15 protein-coding genes are annotated in these 17,437 nt (G+C 69.4%); all 15 read left to right on the top strand.

What is annotated here, in order from left to right:
- Positions 1 to 587, top strand: a 587-nt coding sequence (locus JZ792_RS37615) for a lytic transglycosylase domain-containing protein (RefSeq protein ID WP_216917667.1), incomplete at its 5' end; no start/stop codon positions are given.
- A 47-nt stretch (positions 588 to 634) separates the two neighbouring features.
- A complete protein-coding gene (locus tag JZ792_RS37610) occupies positions 635 to 1,213 on the top strand; it encodes a DNA N-6-adenine-methyltransferase (protein ID WP_308165609.1) in 579 nt (192 codons plus the stop codon).
- Entirely contained in the window at positions 1,210 to 1,812 is a 603-nt protein-coding gene (locus JZ792_RS37605) for a hypothetical protein (protein ID WP_216917665.1), read from the top strand. Before JZ792_RS37610 ends, JZ792_RS37605 begins: the two co-directional genes overlap by 4 nt.
- Positions 1,796 to 3,160: a MinD/ParA family ATP-binding protein gene (locus JZ792_RS37600; RefSeq protein ID WP_216917664.1), complete on the top strand. Its 1,365-nt coding sequence runs from the start codon at positions 1,796 to 1,798 to the stop codon at positions 3,158 to 3,160. Before JZ792_RS37605 ends, JZ792_RS37600 begins: the two co-directional genes overlap by 17 nt.
- Before the next feature lie 32 nt (positions 3,161 to 3,192).
- Entirely contained in the window at positions 3,193 to 3,591 is a 399-nt protein-coding gene (locus JZ792_RS37595) for a hypothetical protein (protein ID WP_216917663.1), read from the top strand.
- 20 nt (positions 3,592 to 3,611) lie between these two features.
- Positions 3,612 to 4,376, top strand: a complete 765-nt coding sequence (locus JZ792_RS37590) for a DUF8175 domain-containg protein (protein ID WP_216917662.1) — start codon at positions 3,612 to 3,614, stop codon at positions 4,374 to 4,376.
- A gap of 16 nt (positions 4,377 to 4,392) precedes the next feature.
- Complete coding sequence (locus tag JZ792_RS37585) at positions 4,393 to 6,594, top strand: hypothetical protein (RefSeq protein ID WP_216917661.1); 2,202 nt, start codon at positions 4,393 to 4,395, stop codon at positions 6,592 to 6,594.
- On the top strand, positions 6,591 to 8,162 hold the full coding sequence (locus JZ792_RS37580) for an SCO6880 family protein (protein ID WP_216917660.1): 1,572 nt from the start codon (positions 6,591 to 6,593) through the stop codon (positions 8,160 to 8,162). Before JZ792_RS37585 ends, JZ792_RS37580 begins: the two co-directional genes overlap by 4 nt.
- 6 nt (positions 8,163 to 8,168) lie before the next feature.
- Positions 8,169 to 9,680 (top strand): putative type IV secretion/conjugal transfer ATPase, encoded by a 1,512-nt coding sequence (locus tag JZ792_RS37575; protein ID WP_216917659.1) that lies wholly within the window; start codon positions 8,169 to 8,171, stop codon positions 9,678 to 9,680.
- Positions 9,677 to 11,254, top strand: coding sequence for an N-6 DNA methylase (locus tag JZ792_RS37570; protein ID WP_216917658.1), 1,578 nt, complete (start codon positions 9,677 to 9,679; stop codon positions 11,252 to 11,254). The genes JZ792_RS37575 and JZ792_RS37570 overlap by 4 nt, the downstream gene beginning before the upstream one ends.
- Positions 11,251 to 11,775 carry a hypothetical protein gene (locus JZ792_RS37565; protein WP_216917657.1) on the top strand — a complete coding sequence of 175 codons (525 nt, stop codon included), beginning with the start codon at positions 11,251 to 11,253 and terminating at the stop codon, positions 11,773 to 11,775. The genes JZ792_RS37570 and JZ792_RS37565 overlap by 4 nt, the downstream gene beginning before the upstream one ends.
- On the top strand, positions 11,772 to 13,184 hold the full coding sequence (locus tag JZ792_RS37560) for a type IV secretory system conjugative DNA transfer family protein (RefSeq protein WP_254190876.1): 1,413 nt from the start codon (positions 11,772 to 11,774) through the stop codon (positions 13,182 to 13,184). The genes JZ792_RS37565 and JZ792_RS37560 overlap by 4 nt, the downstream gene beginning before the upstream one ends.
- Positions 13,181 to 13,870 (top strand): hypothetical protein, encoded by a 690-nt coding sequence (locus JZ792_RS37555; RefSeq protein WP_216917656.1) that lies wholly within the window; start codon positions 13,181 to 13,183, stop codon positions 13,868 to 13,870. The genes JZ792_RS37560 and JZ792_RS37555 overlap by 4 nt, the downstream gene beginning before the upstream one ends.
- 49 nt (positions 13,871 to 13,919) lie before the next feature.
- Positions 13,920 to 16,214: a hypothetical protein gene (locus JZ792_RS37550; protein WP_216917655.1), complete on the top strand. Its 2,295-nt coding sequence runs from the start codon at positions 13,920 to 13,922 to the stop codon at positions 16,212 to 16,214.
- 34 nt (positions 16,215 to 16,248) lie between these two features.
- A partial coding sequence (locus JZ792_RS37545; RefSeq protein WP_216917654.1) for a hypothetical protein occupies positions 16,249 to 17,437 on the top strand: 1,189 nt, incomplete at its 3' end.

Below are 17,437 nucleotides of genomic sequence, written 5' to 3'. Positions count from 1 at the left end.
CCCCGGACCAGACCTACACCGCCCCCACCGAATCCGCCGCAGCCACGGCCGCGCGATCGGGATGTGACCTGATCTCTCCGATGGCCGCCGCGGCGGTGACCCCGCTGGCCCCCGGTGTGGTGCCCGAGGCGTTCGCGCCGTGGATCGCCAAAGCCGCCACCACCTGCCCCGAGGTCGGTGCGGGGTTGATCGCCGCGCAATTGGAGAACGAGTCCGGTTTCCGCGTCGATGCCTACAACCAGAGTTCGGGGGCGACCGGCCCGGCGCAATTCTTGCCGTCGACGTGGCAGGCCAAAGGGGTCGACGGTGACGGCGACGGTAGCCGTGACCCGCACAGCATCCCCGACGCGGTGATGTCGCAGGCGGCCTACGACTGCGAACTGGCCGAGATCGCCAAGGACGGCCTCGCCGACGGACGCCTGCACGGGGACCTGACCCAACTGTGGCTGTCGATGTACAACTGCGGCCCCGGCGCCACTCTCGGTTCCGGGGCGGTGTGCGGAAACCCCGAAACCCTGGCCTACGTCCGCAACATCCCCGCCCGCGCAGCCCATTTCGCCACAGCCTCACCCGGCGGTGGGTCATGAGGGGGCGTGGGATCGGGGGGCATTCCTCAGCACGCGCGGGGTCGCGGGTGTGGCTGACACCGCCGGGCCTGCTGGACAAGCTCGGGCCCTTCGATCTGGACCCGTGCGCGCACAGTCCGCGCCCGTGGCCGACCGCCGCCCGCCATATCGCCCCGCCCGAGGACGGGCTCACCGCGAACTGGGTGGGTCGGGTGTGGTGCAACCCGCCCTACGGCCGCGAAGTCGGAGTGTGGTTGTCGAAACTGGCCTCCCACGGGCACGGCACGGCGTTGACCTTCGCCCGAACCGACACCATCTGGTTCGCCCGCCATGTGTGGGACGCCGCCACCGCGGTGCTGTTCCTGGCCGGGCGCCTGCATTTCTATCGACCCGACGACACCCGCGCGCCGGCCAACAGCGGCGGCCCGTCGTGCCTGATCGCCTACGGCGAGCACGACGCCACCCGGCTCAGCGACGCCGACCTGCCCGGCACCGTGCTGCATCTGCACCACACCACCAGCGGTGCCCACCGAGCGCGTGCGGTCCAGGCGCGCCGTAGCCGCGCCGGGCGTGAGCCGATCCCCGCCCTCACCGGCGTGCCGACCGCCTGGCAAGAAGTTCTCGACTTCGGGGAGTCACTGCCATGACCACCACAGTGAGCTGGCGCGCTATCACAGCGGCCTTCGTAATCCTCTGCACCGCAACGCTGTCCGGGTGCGCGAGTGCCGGAACACCCTCCGGCGGGGAAGCGGCGGCGGCCTCGGCGCAGCGGTGGTCGCCGCAGGGAAGTGGCCCGCAGGGTCGGCGGGCGGTCGCGGCGACCGCGCTGCCGGTGGATCTGGCCGGTCTCGATCGTGGTGACCCGGATGCGACCGCGCGAGCGGTCTTGCAGATCTGGTTCTCCTGGAACCCCAACGTCGATTCCGGACCCAACGATGCCGCCGCGCGCTCGGCGCCGCTGCTGAGCGCGCAATACCGATCCGCGATCACCTCGACCGGTTCGTTGAGCCCGGGGGCGCGGTGGCTGGAGTGGGCCGCGCGCCACGCCAGCGCCGCGGTGCGCGTGGATGCCTCGACCGAGGCGGTGCCCCCGCAGACCTCGCGCCACGCGGTACGCGCCTACCAGGTGACCCAAACCTGGTTCAGCCCCTCCGGGGAACTGCTCGACACCGCCGTGTTCACGGCCGGAATCCAGTTGCTGCGCAACGGCACCGCCTGGGAGGTGAACCGTGTCGAACAACGATGACCGTGATCCGACGCTGTGGGATCAACCCGAGGACGACACCGACGCGGCGGCCAGCGACGCACGCGCGGTGCAGGACTACTTCGCCGAACGGCCGGTGAACCTGCGCGAACAGAAACTGCGCCCCCGCACCGACACCCCGAGCATGCGGCTACGCCCCGCACCTCTGGCTCCGGCCCCGTCGGATCCGGTCCAGCGACGCGGACCCGAGCCGACGGCGGTGTCGGCGGCCGAGCGAGACGCGTTGCGCGAAGAGCATTCACGCAGCGTGCTGGGTCCTGCCGCCGGAGTGGAGGCGGACCCGGCCGGGTGGGGCTGGCGCGGCAAGGCCAACGCGCTGGGGGCGCGGCTCAAACCCCACAGCGAGGAGGTCGCCCACCGGCTCGCGGTCGAACGGATCCGCCAACCCCTGCCCGGCACGCCGGTGGTGATGGTGTGCAATCCCAAGGGCGGCGGCGGCACCACCCCGGCCACCCTGATGCTGTCCAATATCTTCGGCCAACACCGCCACGGTGTCGTGGCCTGGGACAACGCCGAAACCCGCGGGACCCTCGCCGCGCGCGCGGCGCGCGCGGACCGCAAGGTCCCCACCACCTGGGACGTCGTCGAACACGCCACCCGGCTGTGCTCGGACACCGTCGTCGCCTCCGCGCTGGGCCGGTTCCTGCTGGCCCAGCCCACCGGCGATGAGATCCTGGCCAGCGACCAATCCAGCAAACGCCGCGAGATGATCGGCGCGCACGAGTGCGCCGCGATCCTGGCCGTGCTGGCACGGCACCGCACCATGGTCGTGCTCGACACCGGCAACAACGAACGCAGCGACGCGTTCACCTGGTCACTGGAACACGCGACCGGGCTGGTGATCCCGTTGACCTATCGGCGCGACGCCGCGCACATGGTGCTGCGCGCACTCGACGGGATCGCCGCGCGCGGGCACGAACATCTCATCACCTCGGCGGTGGTCGTGTTGGCCGAGGGCAGCGCGGTCAATCCCGCCGCACGCCACGCCGTGCACGAAGCCCTGGCCCGCGCCGAGATCACCCGCATCACCCACGTCCCGTTCGACCCGGACCTGGCCAGTGGAGAACGGATCGTGCTGTCGCGGCTGGCCGAACCCACGGTGCGTGCCTGGACCCAGGTCGCGGCCACCGTCGCCGACGGACTAGCGCAAACTCTCGCCGCCACCGAACCCGTCCTGGACGCCACCTTCATTCCCGAATCCCGGCCCGCCCCCGACGAATTCGACATCCGCCTGCGCCCCAGACCGGCCCCCGGCCACGGTCCGCGACGCAGCGACAGCCCGCGCGGGGACCTACGCGGGGTGCACCGGCCCGGGGAGGCGGCCGGATGAGGACAGCGACATCACCACGGAGGCAACAGATCATGACAAACCGACCACAGCGCACCAGGGCCCGTCCCGCCGTGCGCATTCTCGCCGTCACCGTGACGGTCGCGGTGTGGCTGCTGCTCGGGGCGGGCATGGCCGCCGCCGCCGCGATCCAGAACCCCCTCGACGGTGTGGCCCCCAACTTCGGGTTGTTCGGGCCCGCGCTGGACACCGCCTGGAAACGGGTCGTGGCCGCGATCTGGGCGGCGGTGCTGATCGGGGCCACCGTGCGGGTCATCGTCGGCGCCTACAAGGTGCGCCGCTCCAAGAACCGCGGCTACGCCGGAGACATGACCGAGGGCATGGAAGACCTCCAGGACGCCCTCGTATCCCTGGGCCTGGCAGGACTGGCCAGCCCCGTCGTCGGCGCGATCCTGTTCGTCGTCGGCGGCTGAAAGACAACGGAGAAAACCCCATGGCAGCAAAAGGATTCGCCGACATCACCCCCGGGCACGACACCGGCCCGGCCCGCTCGACGGCACCGGAGACGACCCCACCGTCGCCCCCGGTCCCGGGCCTCGACGCGCCGAGGACACTGCCCGATCGGGTGCCGTGGAGGTGGGTCGGCGCGATCGCGGCAGCGGTGTTGCTGGTCGCGGTCGTGATGGGGGCGTTGTCGGGCCCGGAGTCGGAGTCGGGCGCGGGGGCCAGTGTGCGGGCCGCGCACGGACCGACCCGGGTCGTGGACAACGTTCCCGCCGGCTACACCCGCGATCAGGCCGGGGCGGCGACCGCGGCGGTCAACATCGTGCAAGCCCTGGCCCAGGCCGGGCACGGCCGCGTGCAGATGGACGCCGTCGTAGCCACCATGATCGCGCAGCATCCCGGTCCGGATCTGGCACGCGCGATCGAGATCGGGCGCGACCGCGCCGCCGAGGACGCGATCCTCAACGTGCTCCCGGCCGCGGTCACCGTCACCGCGTTCACCGACACCACCGCCGAGGTCACGGTGTGGACGATGGGCGTCTCGCGTGCCTCGATCGCGCCGGGCGACCCGGTGTCGGTCATGACCCTGTGGACCACCAACACCGTGTCACTGGTCTGGCAGGACGAGGACTGGAAGGCCGTGGAGAAATCCGGTCGCATCGGCCCCAGCCCCGATGAGGTCGTGGCACCCAATTCCGCCAGCGCGCTGACCAAGCCGCTGTTGGAGGGCTACTACACCTTCTACCTCAACTGATCGAGGGAGCAATCCGGTGAGCGGGATAGGGCGAAAGATCGCAGCGCTGGTGGCGCTGGTGATCGTCGGCGCGGGGGTGATGCTCGCGGCGGCCGCCCCCAGCGTGGGCGCGCCCACCACACCGGGTGTGCCCTCGTCCTCGGACACCGCGAACCTGCCCAAAGGCTTTCCCGCCGACCTGCGCCAATTCGTCGGAGGCACCGACGAATTCCGTTCCGGCCCGTGGTTCTCCGGGCCGTGCCGAGATCGCGGCGGGGACCTGGGCGCCTACATCAACGCCGCGCTGGCGGTGGAGAACCGGCTGATGTACTGGAGCGCGAGCGAACAAACCCGCAAACAGATGATCACCGGAGTCGGCCCGACCGGGCAGATCGAGGCCCACACCGACAGCTCCGCCGAACAAGACACCGAACCCCCGGCCTCCCAACTGCCGAAGGTGTTTCCCGCCGGGGACCCCGCCTACAGCCTGCGCAGCGGGTACTGCGCCGACGATCTCAAACGCTGGTCCACCACCGAGTGGAACACCTGGGGCCTGAACTGGGCCGAACGCCCGGACAAACAGTCGTGGAACGAGATCCGCAAGGCCTCCGGCGTCGACCGCGTCCCGACGGCGGCATGGACCGAGCCGTGTGACGGCAAGGTCGACGCGATCTATTGCAGCCACTCTTTCTGGGTCGACTGCGACCAGGCCGAACCGACACCCGACGACCTGGCCCGCTGCATCGCCTGGAACCGATCGGTCGGCCAACTCCAAGCCGGGACCGCGCAATGGATCAGCGCCAACAAATCCTTCGCCGACCGTTTCAGCGAGACCGTGGCGGGGGTGCCGTCGATGTTGGCGGGCAAGAGCGTCGTCGATGCTTTCTCCTTCCTCTACGGCCAGGCGGTGGAGGTCGTGCGCTTCGTCATCGACCCCCAATCGGTGATCGACGACTGGGCCGATGCCTCCAAGGAGAGCGCGGTGCAGTTGTCGGCGAAAGTGTTGCAGGGCCTGGCCGACGTCGGCGGATTCGACCCCGCCGCACCGTGGTTCCTGCGCTGGTACGCCATGTCGACCGGGATCGGTGTGGTGGTCATGGCGGTGATGACGATCCTGGCGCTGTGGCGCGCATCCTCCAAGGGCGAAACCATCAAAACCATCGGCGGTGACCTGCTCGGATACGCCCCCGCCGGGGTCGTGATGATGCTGTTCGCCCCGATGCTGGCGCAACTGCTCGTGGAGTTGTCCAACGCGATGTCGGAAGCGATCGTGCGCACCTCCGGTCCCGACATGGGCGAGATGATCAACAACCTGGAACGCTTCACCGGCGACCTGACCGCGCCGATGCTGCCCGGCGGGGTCATCGTCGGGCTGATCCTGTTCCTGGGGTTGATCGCCGGAGCGCTCGGTATCTTCTTCGGACTGCTGATGCACGCCAACGCGTTGCCGGTCTTGGCCGTGGCGGCGGGGATCGGATTCGGGATGTGGGTGCATCCGAAATGGCGGCCCAAAGCGTTGCGTCCGGTGCTGGTGTTCATCGGCATCGTGTTCTCCAAACCGCTGCTGTTTCTGTTGCTGGCCGTGGAAACCAGCCTCATCAACGCCACACTGACCGACACCGCCGCAGCCCAGGGTGACACCGGCACGCTCGGCAAACTCTGCATGCTCGTCGCCAGTTTCATCGTCGTCGGTCTGGCTCCCTGGTCGCTGATCAAATACGCGCCCCTGCTGCCCACCCGCGCCGACGCGTTCGGATTCGGCGCGCACTCCGGATCACTGCTGGCCGGAACCCTGGGCGGGGTCGGATCTTCCAGCCACCTGCTGGGGCGCGGACGTGGCGGCGGAGGTGGGGGATCGCGCGACCGCGCCAGCAGCGGAGGCGGAGCGGGCACCAGCGCCGGTGGTGGCGGGCGCGGCGCGCAAGGCGGCGGCGGTGGGGGTGACCCGGGGCCGCGGTGGCGCACCGGGGGCCGCAGCGACGGCCGCAGCCCCACCGAAGCGCGGTTCGGCAACTCCCTGCAACGCCGTGGTCAGAGCGGTGGGGGCGGCGCAGGCGGCGGTTCGGGACGGGGCGCGGGTTCGGGTAGCAAGCGCGCGATGGCCGGGAAGGTGCTCTCGGGTGCAGGCACCGCTGCCTCGCTCGCCGTGCCGGTCGCCGCGCAGGCCTCGGCTGCCGCGTTGAACAAGGCCCGCTCCGCGGCCGAGGCGTCCCCGGGAGAGGCGGAACAGCAGCAATGAGCGAACAACGCACCTACATCCTGGGCGGGGAGATCGCGCGCCGCTCCTGGCTGGGGCTCTCACAGCCGGTGATGGCCAGTTGGGCGATCGCGATCCTCGCCGCGATCGCGCTGTATGTCCTGGCCGGAACCTCGATCTGGACGCTGGCGCTGATCATTGCGGGGCTCGGCGCGGTGTTCGCGGCCACCATGGAATGGAACGGGCAACGTTCCTTCGCCTCGACCCGCCTGCACGCGGTCCGCACCTGGGACCGACGCCGACGCGGCGAACACATCTACCGCCACCACGCCGACCCCGGATACGGTGCGCCGGAACTGGATCCGGGCTGGGAACTACCGGTCCCGCTGGGCAACACCGCACCGGTCGACGTCAGCGGCACCGGCCTGGACGAAATGTTCATCCTGCGTCACGCCAACCCCGGTGAGCGCACCTACTTCTCGGTGATTCTCGCCGTCGACGGGGTCGCCAGCGGGCTACGCGGGGACGCCGCCTACGCCGCCACCTCCGCCGCGTTCGGCGCTTTCCTGTCCAACCTCGCCAAGGCCAGCAGTTTCATCCGCGGCATCCAGTTCGTGCACCGCTCGGTCCCCCACGACATGGCACCCCACGAGCGGTGGGCCGAAGCGCAGGTCAACGCCCTGACCGACCAGCGCCTGTTGCCCGCGGTCGCCTCCTACGGCGCCCTGCTCGACGTGCTCACCCCGCTGGCCGAGGAGCACCGCTCCTATGTGTGCCTGCGCTTCCCCCAGAGCGAGGCGTTCATGGCCGAGACCGCCCGTATCGCGCGCGCCAAGGACGCCACCATCCACGGCGCGATCGCCCAACTCGTACGCGACGAAACCGAGCGCGCCGCACGGCTTCTCGCGATCGCCGGAATGGGCAACGTCGAAGTCTACGGTGAGCGCCGCGCGTGTGCGGTGCTGCGGGCCTGCATCGATCCCGACTACCGACTCGCCCGTCACGGTGACGCCGACTGGGTCCGTTGCTGGCCCACCTACATCGGCGGACGCGACTCGGTCGCGATCGCCCCGGACGGACGCTGGCGCACCCGCATCGGATTCATTCCCGCACGCGCGATCGAACCCGCCCCGCTGGGCCCACTGTGGCTGGCACCGCTGCTGACCGGTGTGGAAGCCGACCCCGGCGACGACGACACCGCCCCCATGCCCACCATCCGCACGGTGTCGGTGCGCATGGACTTCGTGCCCGCGCCCCGTGCCCGCGCGGCCGCGCGCGGGGACTTCACCGCCGATGAGGCCCGCAAAATCAAGGAACGCCAGAAAGGCAAGATCGACGACGGCTCCAGCGACGTGCTGCTGTCGGCCTCGGACCGTCGTCGCCACGACCTCACCCCCGGCTCCGGACACCACGGCGTCATCTACAGCCTCGCCGTCGCGGTCACCGGCCGCGACGAAGAAGACCTCGAACGGGCCTGCCTGCGCGTCAGCGAAGCCGCTAGCGACTCCGCGATCGGCGAAATCGACTGGGCCACCGACGATCACGACATCACCCTGTTCGCCACCCTGCCCCTCGGGCGCGGCCTGGCCGCCACCAGCTACACCCGGTAACCCGCCATGGCCACCACCACCAACCCCACCCACGCGCCCACCGCCGCGACACCACCGCGGCGGCCGCGACGCAGTCTCGTACGCCGCGTCCTCGGACTCCCCGCCCCCGCCACCACCCGCGCGCACCCGGGCGCGGGCGCGTCGCAGTCCGGTCCGGCCGCCCTCGCGCGCCGGGCCGCGCCCAAGCGGCGGCGATGGCTGGACAAACTCGGCTGGTACGAGCACCGCGCCGAAGGGGCCTGGACCACCACCCGCCAAGCCGAGGCGTTGAACCTGGCGACCAGTCGCCGCTCGGTACGCCAGGAAGGCGTCGCGGCCGGGCTGAACAAGATCAGCCAGGAACTGGAGATCCTGGATCCGTTCTCGCTCTACGGCGAGGAGATCTCCGGCATCAACGTCTGCCTCATCGGTGACATCGGAAAAGGCAAATCCTCACTCATCAAGTCCGCCTTCTGCATTCGCCAACTGATCGCCGGACGTCAAGTGGTGATCCTGGACCGCAAACCCCAATCCGGGGCAGGGGAGTACACCCCGATCGCCCGCGCCATGGACGCCGCCTCGATCCGCTTCAAGACCGGCGGCGGAGGCGCGTGCGTGAACCTGCTCGACCCCGCGATCTCCACCGGCGGCGAACACCGCGGCGGACTGGACGGGGTCGTGCCCGCCGGACAGGAAGCACTCGTGCTGGCCGTGCTCGAAGACAGCATGAGCCGCAGCCTCGACGAACGCGAAAAAGCAGCCGTAGGAATGGCATTGGAGATGGTCAACACCGACGCCCGCGCCGAACACCGCGCACCGGTGATCCGGGAACTGGCGATGCGCCTGCTCGACCCCCGCGACGCCGACGGCACCGTGCTGGGCAAACGGTGGGGCGCACGCGCGTTGGAATGGGGCCAAGAACCCGGTCTGGCGTTGCTGCGCCTGGCCGACCGCGACCTCAAAGGGCTGGTCGACCAAGCCACCAGCCCCGACATCCGCGACGCGCTCGAACACAACAGTCTCGTGCATTTCGACCTGTCGGCCCTGCCCACCGACGGACCCGCACTGCGGATCGTGATGACCGTCATCAACACCTGGCTCGCCAACCGCCTGGCCGCCCGCTCCAGCCGATTCCAGCAGACCGTGCTCATCGTCGAAGAGGGCTGGCACGTGGCCCAAGGCAGCACCGGAGAGGTGTTCCAGGCCAACATGAAACTCTCGCGCGGCTTGGGCATGGGCACCGTCTCGGCGTTCCATCACATCTCCGACCTGCCCGAAACCTCCCCGGCGCGCTCACTGATGCAAGAAGCCTCGATCGTGGTCCTGTTCGGCCAGGACCGAGAAGACGACGTGCGCGAGACCTGCCGCATGTATCGACTGCCCGCCGGGACCGAGGAGGCACTCATGCGACTCGGACGCGGGCAGGCCCTGGTCAAGATCGGCAACCGCGACCCGTTCCTGCTCGAACACATTCGCTCACCCCACGAAATCGTGCTCACCGACACCGACACCGCGGTGAAAGGACCCGTCGCCCCGTGAACGACATCGACCCGATCCTGCCTCCGCTGTGGCGAGCGATCCGCGCCAGCCACACCGGCGACGAATCCGACCTGCGCGCGATCACCCTGGCCCTGCTGTGCCTGGCCCACCAAGCCCCGCACCGATGGCAAGCCCTGCTCCAGGACAGCCCCGCCGAGCAGACGCGACAGCTGCCCGCCGCGCTGGCCCGCGTCGTGCCGGGGTTCATCGAACGTGCGAACACGCTACCGATTCAGGACATCGTCGAGATCCCCGAACTGATCGCCGCGATCGAAACCGCGATCGAGGCCGCCACCCACACCGGCCCCGGCACCCGGATGCCCACGCCGCACGTCCAAGCCGAACTGTTCTACGCGCTGCTGCACGCGTTCGCCCGCACCGCCCACGATCGTGACACCGTCGTGTTCGCCTCGTCGTTCGTCGAACGGCTCGCGGTGATGACCACCGCACCCCGCCCCGGTGACAAGGTGCTCGTCCCGGTGGCCGATGCCGGGACCTTGCTCGCCGAAGCCGCGTGGTACATGCGCGCCGACGGCGCGGCCATGGGCCCCGACCACGCCGGAGGCTACGGCGCGCCCGGACCCACCGGGTCGACCGCGGCGGCCTTCTACGACTACCCGCTGCCGCCCGGGGCCCTGTCCGGGCAGACCAGCAGCGCCGACGCGCAACTGCTCGCGCGAATGAATCTGGCGGTCAACGAAATCGACGCCACCCTGATCGTCGGTGCGGCAGAGTCCTTCCCCGCCTTCGCCCACGAGAAATTCGACGTCGTGATGGCCATCCCGTGGTTCAACCAACGCCACCGCTTCACCCGCCACGACCGCACCCCTGGCAATCAATGGGTCTTCGGCGTCCCCCCTGCCGGTAACGCCAACTACGGATGGCTGCAACACACCTACGCCCAACTGCGCCCCGGCGGCCGCGCCGCGATCATCCTGCCGCGCACCGCCACCCGATCACGCCGCCGTGACGAGCACGCCATTCGCGAGGCCATGATCGGCGCCCACGCCGTCGAGGCCGTCATCGGCGTACCCGCACACACCACCGACGCGACCCCGGCCGGATTCGACATGTGGCTGCTCCAACACCCCTTGGTCCCGGACACCACCCACGCCCCGGTGCTGTTCATCGACGCCTCCGCGATCCGGCACACGGTCGGTGACGCCGAACTACTGCGCGCGATCACCCGCATCCTGCACGACTGGCGCGAACACCTCGACCGCTACCACGACCAGCCCGGGATCTGCGTCGGCCTCGACCACACCAGCATCCGCGATCAGGACTACAGCCTCGCACCCCGCACTCACCTGGCCAACCAGCACAACGCCTCTCGCACACCTCACCCGTCACCAAGCCCCACCACGGCCGCCGCGCTACCGCCCGCGGCCGCTGGTGTCGTCGAACCCCTGCGAACCCGACCCCCCCGTCCGGCGCACCGCAGCCCCGGCGACCGAACAGTCGAGACGGAGCCCGTGATGCCACCTGCCCGCACGACAAGCCGATCCGGTGCCACCCGCGAAATCGCGGGCGGCCGTATCCGTTCACAGCCCCGCCAGTGGGGGAGGAGCCTATGAGAGACCACGATTCACGCGATCCCATGCCGATCGCGCCGACCCGGGAACGCTCACTGCTGCCCGCGGGCATGGAACTGGGCCTGTTCCTCGGTGTGGTAGGCGGCACCGGCATCTTCGTCGGCGGTGCGCTCTCGGGCCTGCTGTCGGGCCACGGCATCGCCGCCCCCGGCTGGGCAGGCGCCTACGACACCGTTTTCGCGCTGTTCGGCAACATGAGCGATCCCGCGGCCGCCTGGCCCAGCGACCCCCGACCCGGGCCCGCCTGGTTGACCTGGACCTGCATCATCGTCGTGGCAATCGCGGTCGCATCAGGGATCGCGATGGCACGCGCCGAATTCGACATGCGCCGCCGCCACCGCCGCAAACACACCGGCATGGCCAAAGCCACCGACCTACGCCGCGCCGGACTCGACGCGGACAGCGCCATCGACAAGGCCCGCGCCGAATACCCGGTGCTGGCCTCACAATCACAGAAGTCGCTGACCCAACGACTGCGCCTGCCCAGGCGGTGGCGGCGATGAGACTGCCCGCCCGATTCACCCGCCGCCCGACCGTCAGCCTGGATCCGGCGAAGATGGGCGTCGCCCTGGGAGCCCTCGTCGATGACCCCCGTCAGATCGTCTACCTCCAGCACCGCGACGCGGTCCTGGTCGAAGGTCCCACCGGGTCGGGCAAGACCTGGCGCATCGCCTGCCAATTGGTGCACAGCGCACCAGGATTCGTACTCGCCACCACCACCAAATCCCGCGACATCCTCGGGGCCACGATCGCCGATCGCGTCAAGGTCGGCAGGGTCGCGGTGTTCGACCCCGAAAACCTCACCGAATGGCCCGCCCGCATCCGCTGGTCGATCCTGGCCGGTTGCGAAGACCCCGACACCGCCATCCGCCGCGCCGCGGCCATGGCCAAGGCCATGCCCATGGAAGGCACCAAGAACGGCGGATATTTCGAGAACAAGGCCGCGACCCTGCTGCGCTGCTACCTACACGCCGCCGCACTCGAAAACGTCAGGATCCGCGAGGTACGCAAATGGGTGTCCTCGCGCACCACCACCACCGCACGCGAGATCCTGGCCGCGAGCCTGCCTGACTGGGCCGCCGAACTCGAACAGATCCTCGACTCCGGCTCGGAGTCCTCCGACGACGTCATCGCCGCCGCCGCCCGACTGCTCGAACCCCTCGCCTCTCCGAAACTGATGAAGGCCATCGATGTACCCCAGAACGAATCCTTCGACGTCGCCGACTTCGTACTGCACGAAAAGCTCCGCAACACACTGTATTTAGTGTCAAAAGGCACCTCGGGGTCTATGGCCCCCTTCGTGGCCGCACTCGCGGCCGAGGTGCATCACGTCGCTGACCGTGCCTCCCAGAAACACGCCTCCGGGCGACTGGACCCGCCGGTTCGACTGATCCTCGACGAAGTCAACAACGTCGCCCCCATCCCGGACCTGCCCGCGATCTTCTCCGACAGCGGCGGCCGCGGGATCAACGTGTGGGCCTTCGCGCACAACCAAGCCCAGAACCAGCAACGGTGGGGCACCGAGGGCGGCAAGATGCTGGCCTACTCCGCGCCCGCGATGCTGATCCTGCCCGGTATGCGCGGCGACGAGCTCAACGACATCTCCCGCCTGATCGGCAACAGGAAAGAATGGCGCGCCACCATCGGCAGCGGCCGCCCCTCCTATCAGCTGCACGACGAACCCGTCATGACCGCCGCGGAACTGCGCGAGATGGACACCGACCACGGGCTGCTGCTCTACCGCAACGCGCCCCCGGTGAAAGTGCACCTGCCCACCGTCTGGCAGATCCCCGAACACAAGGCCCGCGTCCAAGCCTCACTGGCGGTGTTCCAACAGATCATCACCAGCGGCAAGGTGCCCGACGACTACCAGCCCGGCAAACCGACCACCCTGGACAAGGACTCTCGATGACCAACGCCCCCAACGCCGAGAACATCACCCAGTCCGCCCAGGCCGCGCCCGAGGGCAACCAGAGCGAGCCCGCCGAGCTGGTCCCCAGCGCCTTCTCCTGGGACAGCCTCGACGTCCACGGCGCACGGCAGCTGTGGGAGGACCTCACCGAATGGGTCGACTGGCTGCGCTACACCTACCAGCTCGAATCCCGGATCAAACCGTGCTGGTATCGCCACAGCGCGGTCCGTGAGGAACTCACCGCGCTGATGGTCGCCCACAAAGCGGTCTACATGACCGAACCCGCTGCGGTCGGCACCTACCGCGAAGACCTCATCTCCTGGCACACACAGTGGTACCGCGACTCCCTCGAGGCCCTCGTCCGCCTCCTCGCCGACTGCTCGCGCGACCACTGCGCCCACATCCTCGCGCCCCCACGCGTACCCGTCGAAGATCCCGAGCGCAAGAAGTTCATCGACGAGGACGTCCAAAGGCACGCAGGCCCAGCCGAGTCCACGACCGGCAATCCACAAGACCTGCCGCATCCCGCCCACTACAGCGAGCAGCAGATGCAGGACGCGATCAACAGCGGCGCAGCGGTGCTCATGAAGACACCGCCCGAAAGCCCACGACACGTCTCGCTCGACCAGCAGCTATGGACCGAGGACCCGTCCACCGGCAACTGGACCACCGCCCCGCAGGGGTGACGACCTCGCGACTTCACCCCACGACCTACCGCCACGAAAGGACCTGATCATGGCATCCGAATCATCGACCACCGCAACGAGTTCCACCTCCACCGGGCCAGCCACGGGTCTGTGGCAACGACTGGCCTACCTGCTGGCGGCACTGGCGATGAACCGTGCCGCACGCCAGATCCGCGAGCGACAAGACGCCCTCGCGCGTATCCCCGTCGGCGACGACGCCGCGATGGCACGCCACGCCGAGAAGACCACCGCCGCGCGTACCGCCGCCGAAACACGGCTGGCCGGACTGAATCTCGCCGCACCACGAGACCAACTGGCCGCCCATCTCACCGACGCACTGACCTGGAGCGACAGCTCGCCGATCGCGCGCAACGCACTGGATCGACTCGTCGCCTGCTTCGACCGCGAATTCGGAATCAAGATCGACCCGTCCGGACGCACCATGACCCTGGATCCGGCCTTTCCGGGACACGAGGTCCAAACCGCGATAGAAGAAGACGCGACCTGGCTTCGCCACAAATCGGCGGCCCACGCCGTCACCACCCTGATCGCGGCAACCTCACTCTCGCCACCGGCACAGGCCGAGGTCACCGACATCGTCAACGCCTGGGCGATGACCACACCCACGAATTCGGCGACCATGGACTCGGCCGCGCTGACCCCCGAGGCGATCACCCGGCGTCGCGACGAACTCGCCACCGCACTCGCAGGCACAGCACTCGACGAGCACGACCGGCTCGATGCCCTGTTCATGGTCGACTACCTCACCGACGGTCACGATCATCCCCGCGCCGTGGACCTGCTCGACACCCCGGCCGTGTTCACCCAGACCATCGCGCCGCCACCACCTCGAACGGCACCCTCGCCCGAGGGCGAACACCGCGGCCCATCACCGGCACCCCCCTCTGTCGATCCGTACCAGGACCAATCCCAGGGACCGACCCTGAACACGGCGACCGCCGCGACCTCAGCGCAGGGCGGACCGTCCGACAGCGCGGCCGCCGATCCCAACTCACCGCCGCCACACCACGACAACGGCGGCGACGGTGGCGGCACACCCGACCAGAGACCCGCGACCGGGCAGCCACCTGCCGCTGGGTCACAGTCCACACCCCCGCCCGCGGCGTCAGCGCCACCTTCGGCCGCGCCCTCCGACCATCTCCAGCCCGAATCCACCCAGTCGACGGCCGCAGTCGATCGTCCGGAATTGAGCAAGCAGCTACGCAAGTTCGCCGACAACGTCGTCGCCCTGCACCAACTGGCCGAGCGCTTCGCCGACAATCCCGGCCTGGCTCTGACCACCGACATGCACACACTCGTCGACCGGATCCAGACCCAACGCGAGCAGTTGCTCGCCGTCGCCGAGACCGGTCCCGGGTTGGCCCCGGTCGAACGCACCCAGATCCGCGCGACCCTGCACGACATCGAATCGGGCAAAACCGAACTACCCACCCTGCTGTGGATCGAGGAGGGCGCCAAACGCGACACCGACGAGCACCGCCACCTCGCGCGCGGCAGGAACATCGCCGCCGCCGCGGTATCGCACGTCACCGAAACCCTCGACAACGCAGAACTCTTCACCCCTGTCGAACCCGCCGCAATGGCTCGACTGCCTGCCACGATCCGCGAACCCCTGCACAACATCATGGCCTCGCTCAACGACGACAGCGGCCCGGTCGAGCAACGTCGTGACCGATACAGCACCGCCACAGTGCAACTACACCAGCGTCTGGCCGACCTCGGCGTCGACGAGGACACCCGCACCAAGATCGGCAGCTTCCTTCGCTACGACCTGGCCCGCGCCGAACCGGCCGAGCGTCCCGCCCGCGTCGTGCGCGAGATGACCGCCCTGCTCGACAGCACCGGTGTGCTCATCGAACCCGGCAAAAGCCCGCGTCCGGACCGCGAGGCCATCACCGCGTCCTTGCACGACCTCGGCCAGGTCATCGAAGCGGTCGCCGCCGGATCGGGCCGCCGTGATCGCCTACTCGATGACTACCAGAAGGCGTTGAACACCCTGGGACGACATCTGGTCGACGCCGGAGCCGACCAGTCGACCCGTGCGGTGGTCCGCGCCACCATCGACAACCACGCCAAAACCGCGGCAGCGCACGCGGTCACAGGCAAAGACCGCCGAGCCCGCTGGGCCGAACGCGCAACCCCGGTCCCCGACAGCGCACACGGGCGCCCCCGCGCCCCCTCGGCGGTCGCCGAGCCGCTGTCCTCCACACCCCCCACGGATCGACGCGGGGCCAGCACCTACACCTCGCAACAACGGCGCCAACAGTTCTGGCGGCAACGCACACACCGCCGTGCCGATTCCACTCGACGCTCCCACGCCTGAGCCGAACCCGGGCACCTCAGCGAAGGGACCCCCCGTGATCAACCGACCCGCAACAACCTCGACATCGATTGCGGCACAGCATGTTCTGCACAGCTGGTGCCCCCCGACACAGGACCGCGGCCGCTACCGTGCGCTTCTGCAAACCCTCGACTCCAGCTACACCCGGGTCCAATCCGAACAGCAGGCCCGCTGCGCGTCGCTCTGGCTGGCCCGCCGCTGGCTACAGCACCACGCCAGCCGACATACAGGCCAGGGGTCGGCGGCTGTGCCGTACCGCGCCAGCGTCGACGAGATGTCGGGCGATGTGGTGCACCGTCCGGGCATCTACGAGGCGTGCGGGCCCGCCGCCGAAGTCGTCACCGCCCTGGGTGTTCTCGCCGATGCCCGCGGCGAGCGCACCCCGGTTACCGGGAACCCCGATATCGACGCCGCAACATTGTCCGCACTGCTCGACGCCTACGAGCCATGCCTACGTCAACTCGCCACCACCGACGACCCGAATCTGCGGCACTACCGCATCCTGTTGCGCCACAACATCGCCGCACTGCTGACCACCAGCACCATCCCGCCCACAGTCCACCAGCAGGCCAGCGCCCGACTGCGCGGTGCCGATCTGTCCCGACTCATCCGCGCCGACGGCGCGTTCCTCACGGTCATCGATCACCCGAATGCCCACCACCCAGACACCCCGCCACCGGCCACCGAGCGGCGGCCGAGCGAAGAACGCTTCGCCAGCGCACGCCATGCCCGCGAATACCTCATCCACACACTCACCACCGACACCCTCGTCTCCACCCGCGACGACGTCCCGGCCAGCTTGAGTGTCGAGATCCTCGACACCCGCACCACCCCACCGACGGTGGCCTACCAGATCGGCGGCACCGCAACCGATATCGCCGACACTCTGGCAGCGGTCACCGACTTCGACGGCGCCTACCTGCTCGGCATCCCCGACATCGACGCGCGACTGCTGACAGCGCTGGTCGCCGACTACCGCCACAACGCCACCACACTCGCCGCACTCGCCACCGACCACGACCGCACCGACGACGATTCCGACGCGCACCTGGTCTGGCTACTGCACACCCACCAGCAACGCCGCCGCGAAATCGAGGCGATGCTCACCGACACCGACCTCGCCGCGCACACCAGCACCATCACCGCCCAGATGGCGGCCGCCGACGCCGTTCTCGGCATCGGCCCAGCGCCCCACGCCGCAGACC

This window comes from Nocardia noduli, assembly GCF_019038455.1.
GTDB classification, from domain to species: Bacteria; Actinomycetota; Actinomycetes; order Mycobacteriales; family Mycobacteriaceae; genus Nocardia; species Nocardia noduli.
Note: the sequence above shows the minus strand (reverse complement) of the source record. Positions and strands in the feature narration are given on the sequence as shown.

Coding starts and splice junctions, on each gene's coding strand:
- JZ792_RS37575 (WP_216917659.1), top strand. CDS start 8,169: ATGGCCACCACCACCAACCCCACCCACGCGCCCACCGCCGCGACACCA.
- JZ792_RS37590 (WP_216917662.1), top strand. CDS start 3,612: ATGGCAGCAAAAGGATTCGCCGACATCACCCCCGGGCACGACACCGGC.
- JZ792_RS37580 (WP_216917660.1), top strand. CDS start 6,591: ATGAGCGAACAACGCACCTACATCCTGGGCGGGGAGATCGCGCGCCGC.
- JZ792_RS37565 (WP_216917657.1), top strand. CDS start 11,251: ATGAGAGACCACGATTCACGCGATCCCATGCCGATCGCGCCGACCCGG.
- JZ792_RS37605 (WP_216917665.1), top strand. CDS start 1,210: ATGACCACCACAGTGAGCTGGCGCGCTATCACAGCGGCCTTCGTAATC.
- JZ792_RS37555 (WP_216917656.1), top strand. CDS start 13,181: ATGACCAACGCCCCCAACGCCGAGAACATCACCCAGTCCGCCCAGGCC.
- JZ792_RS37595 (WP_216917663.1), top strand. CDS start 3,193: ATGACAAACCGACCACAGCGCACCAGGGCCCGTCCCGCCGTGCGCATT.
- JZ792_RS37560 (WP_254190876.1), top strand. CDS start 11,772: ATGAGACTGCCCGCCCGATTCACCCGCCGCCCGACCGTCAGCCTGGAT.
- JZ792_RS37550 (WP_216917655.1), top strand. CDS start 13,920: ATGGCATCCGAATCATCGACCACCGCAACGAGTTCCACCTCCACCGGG.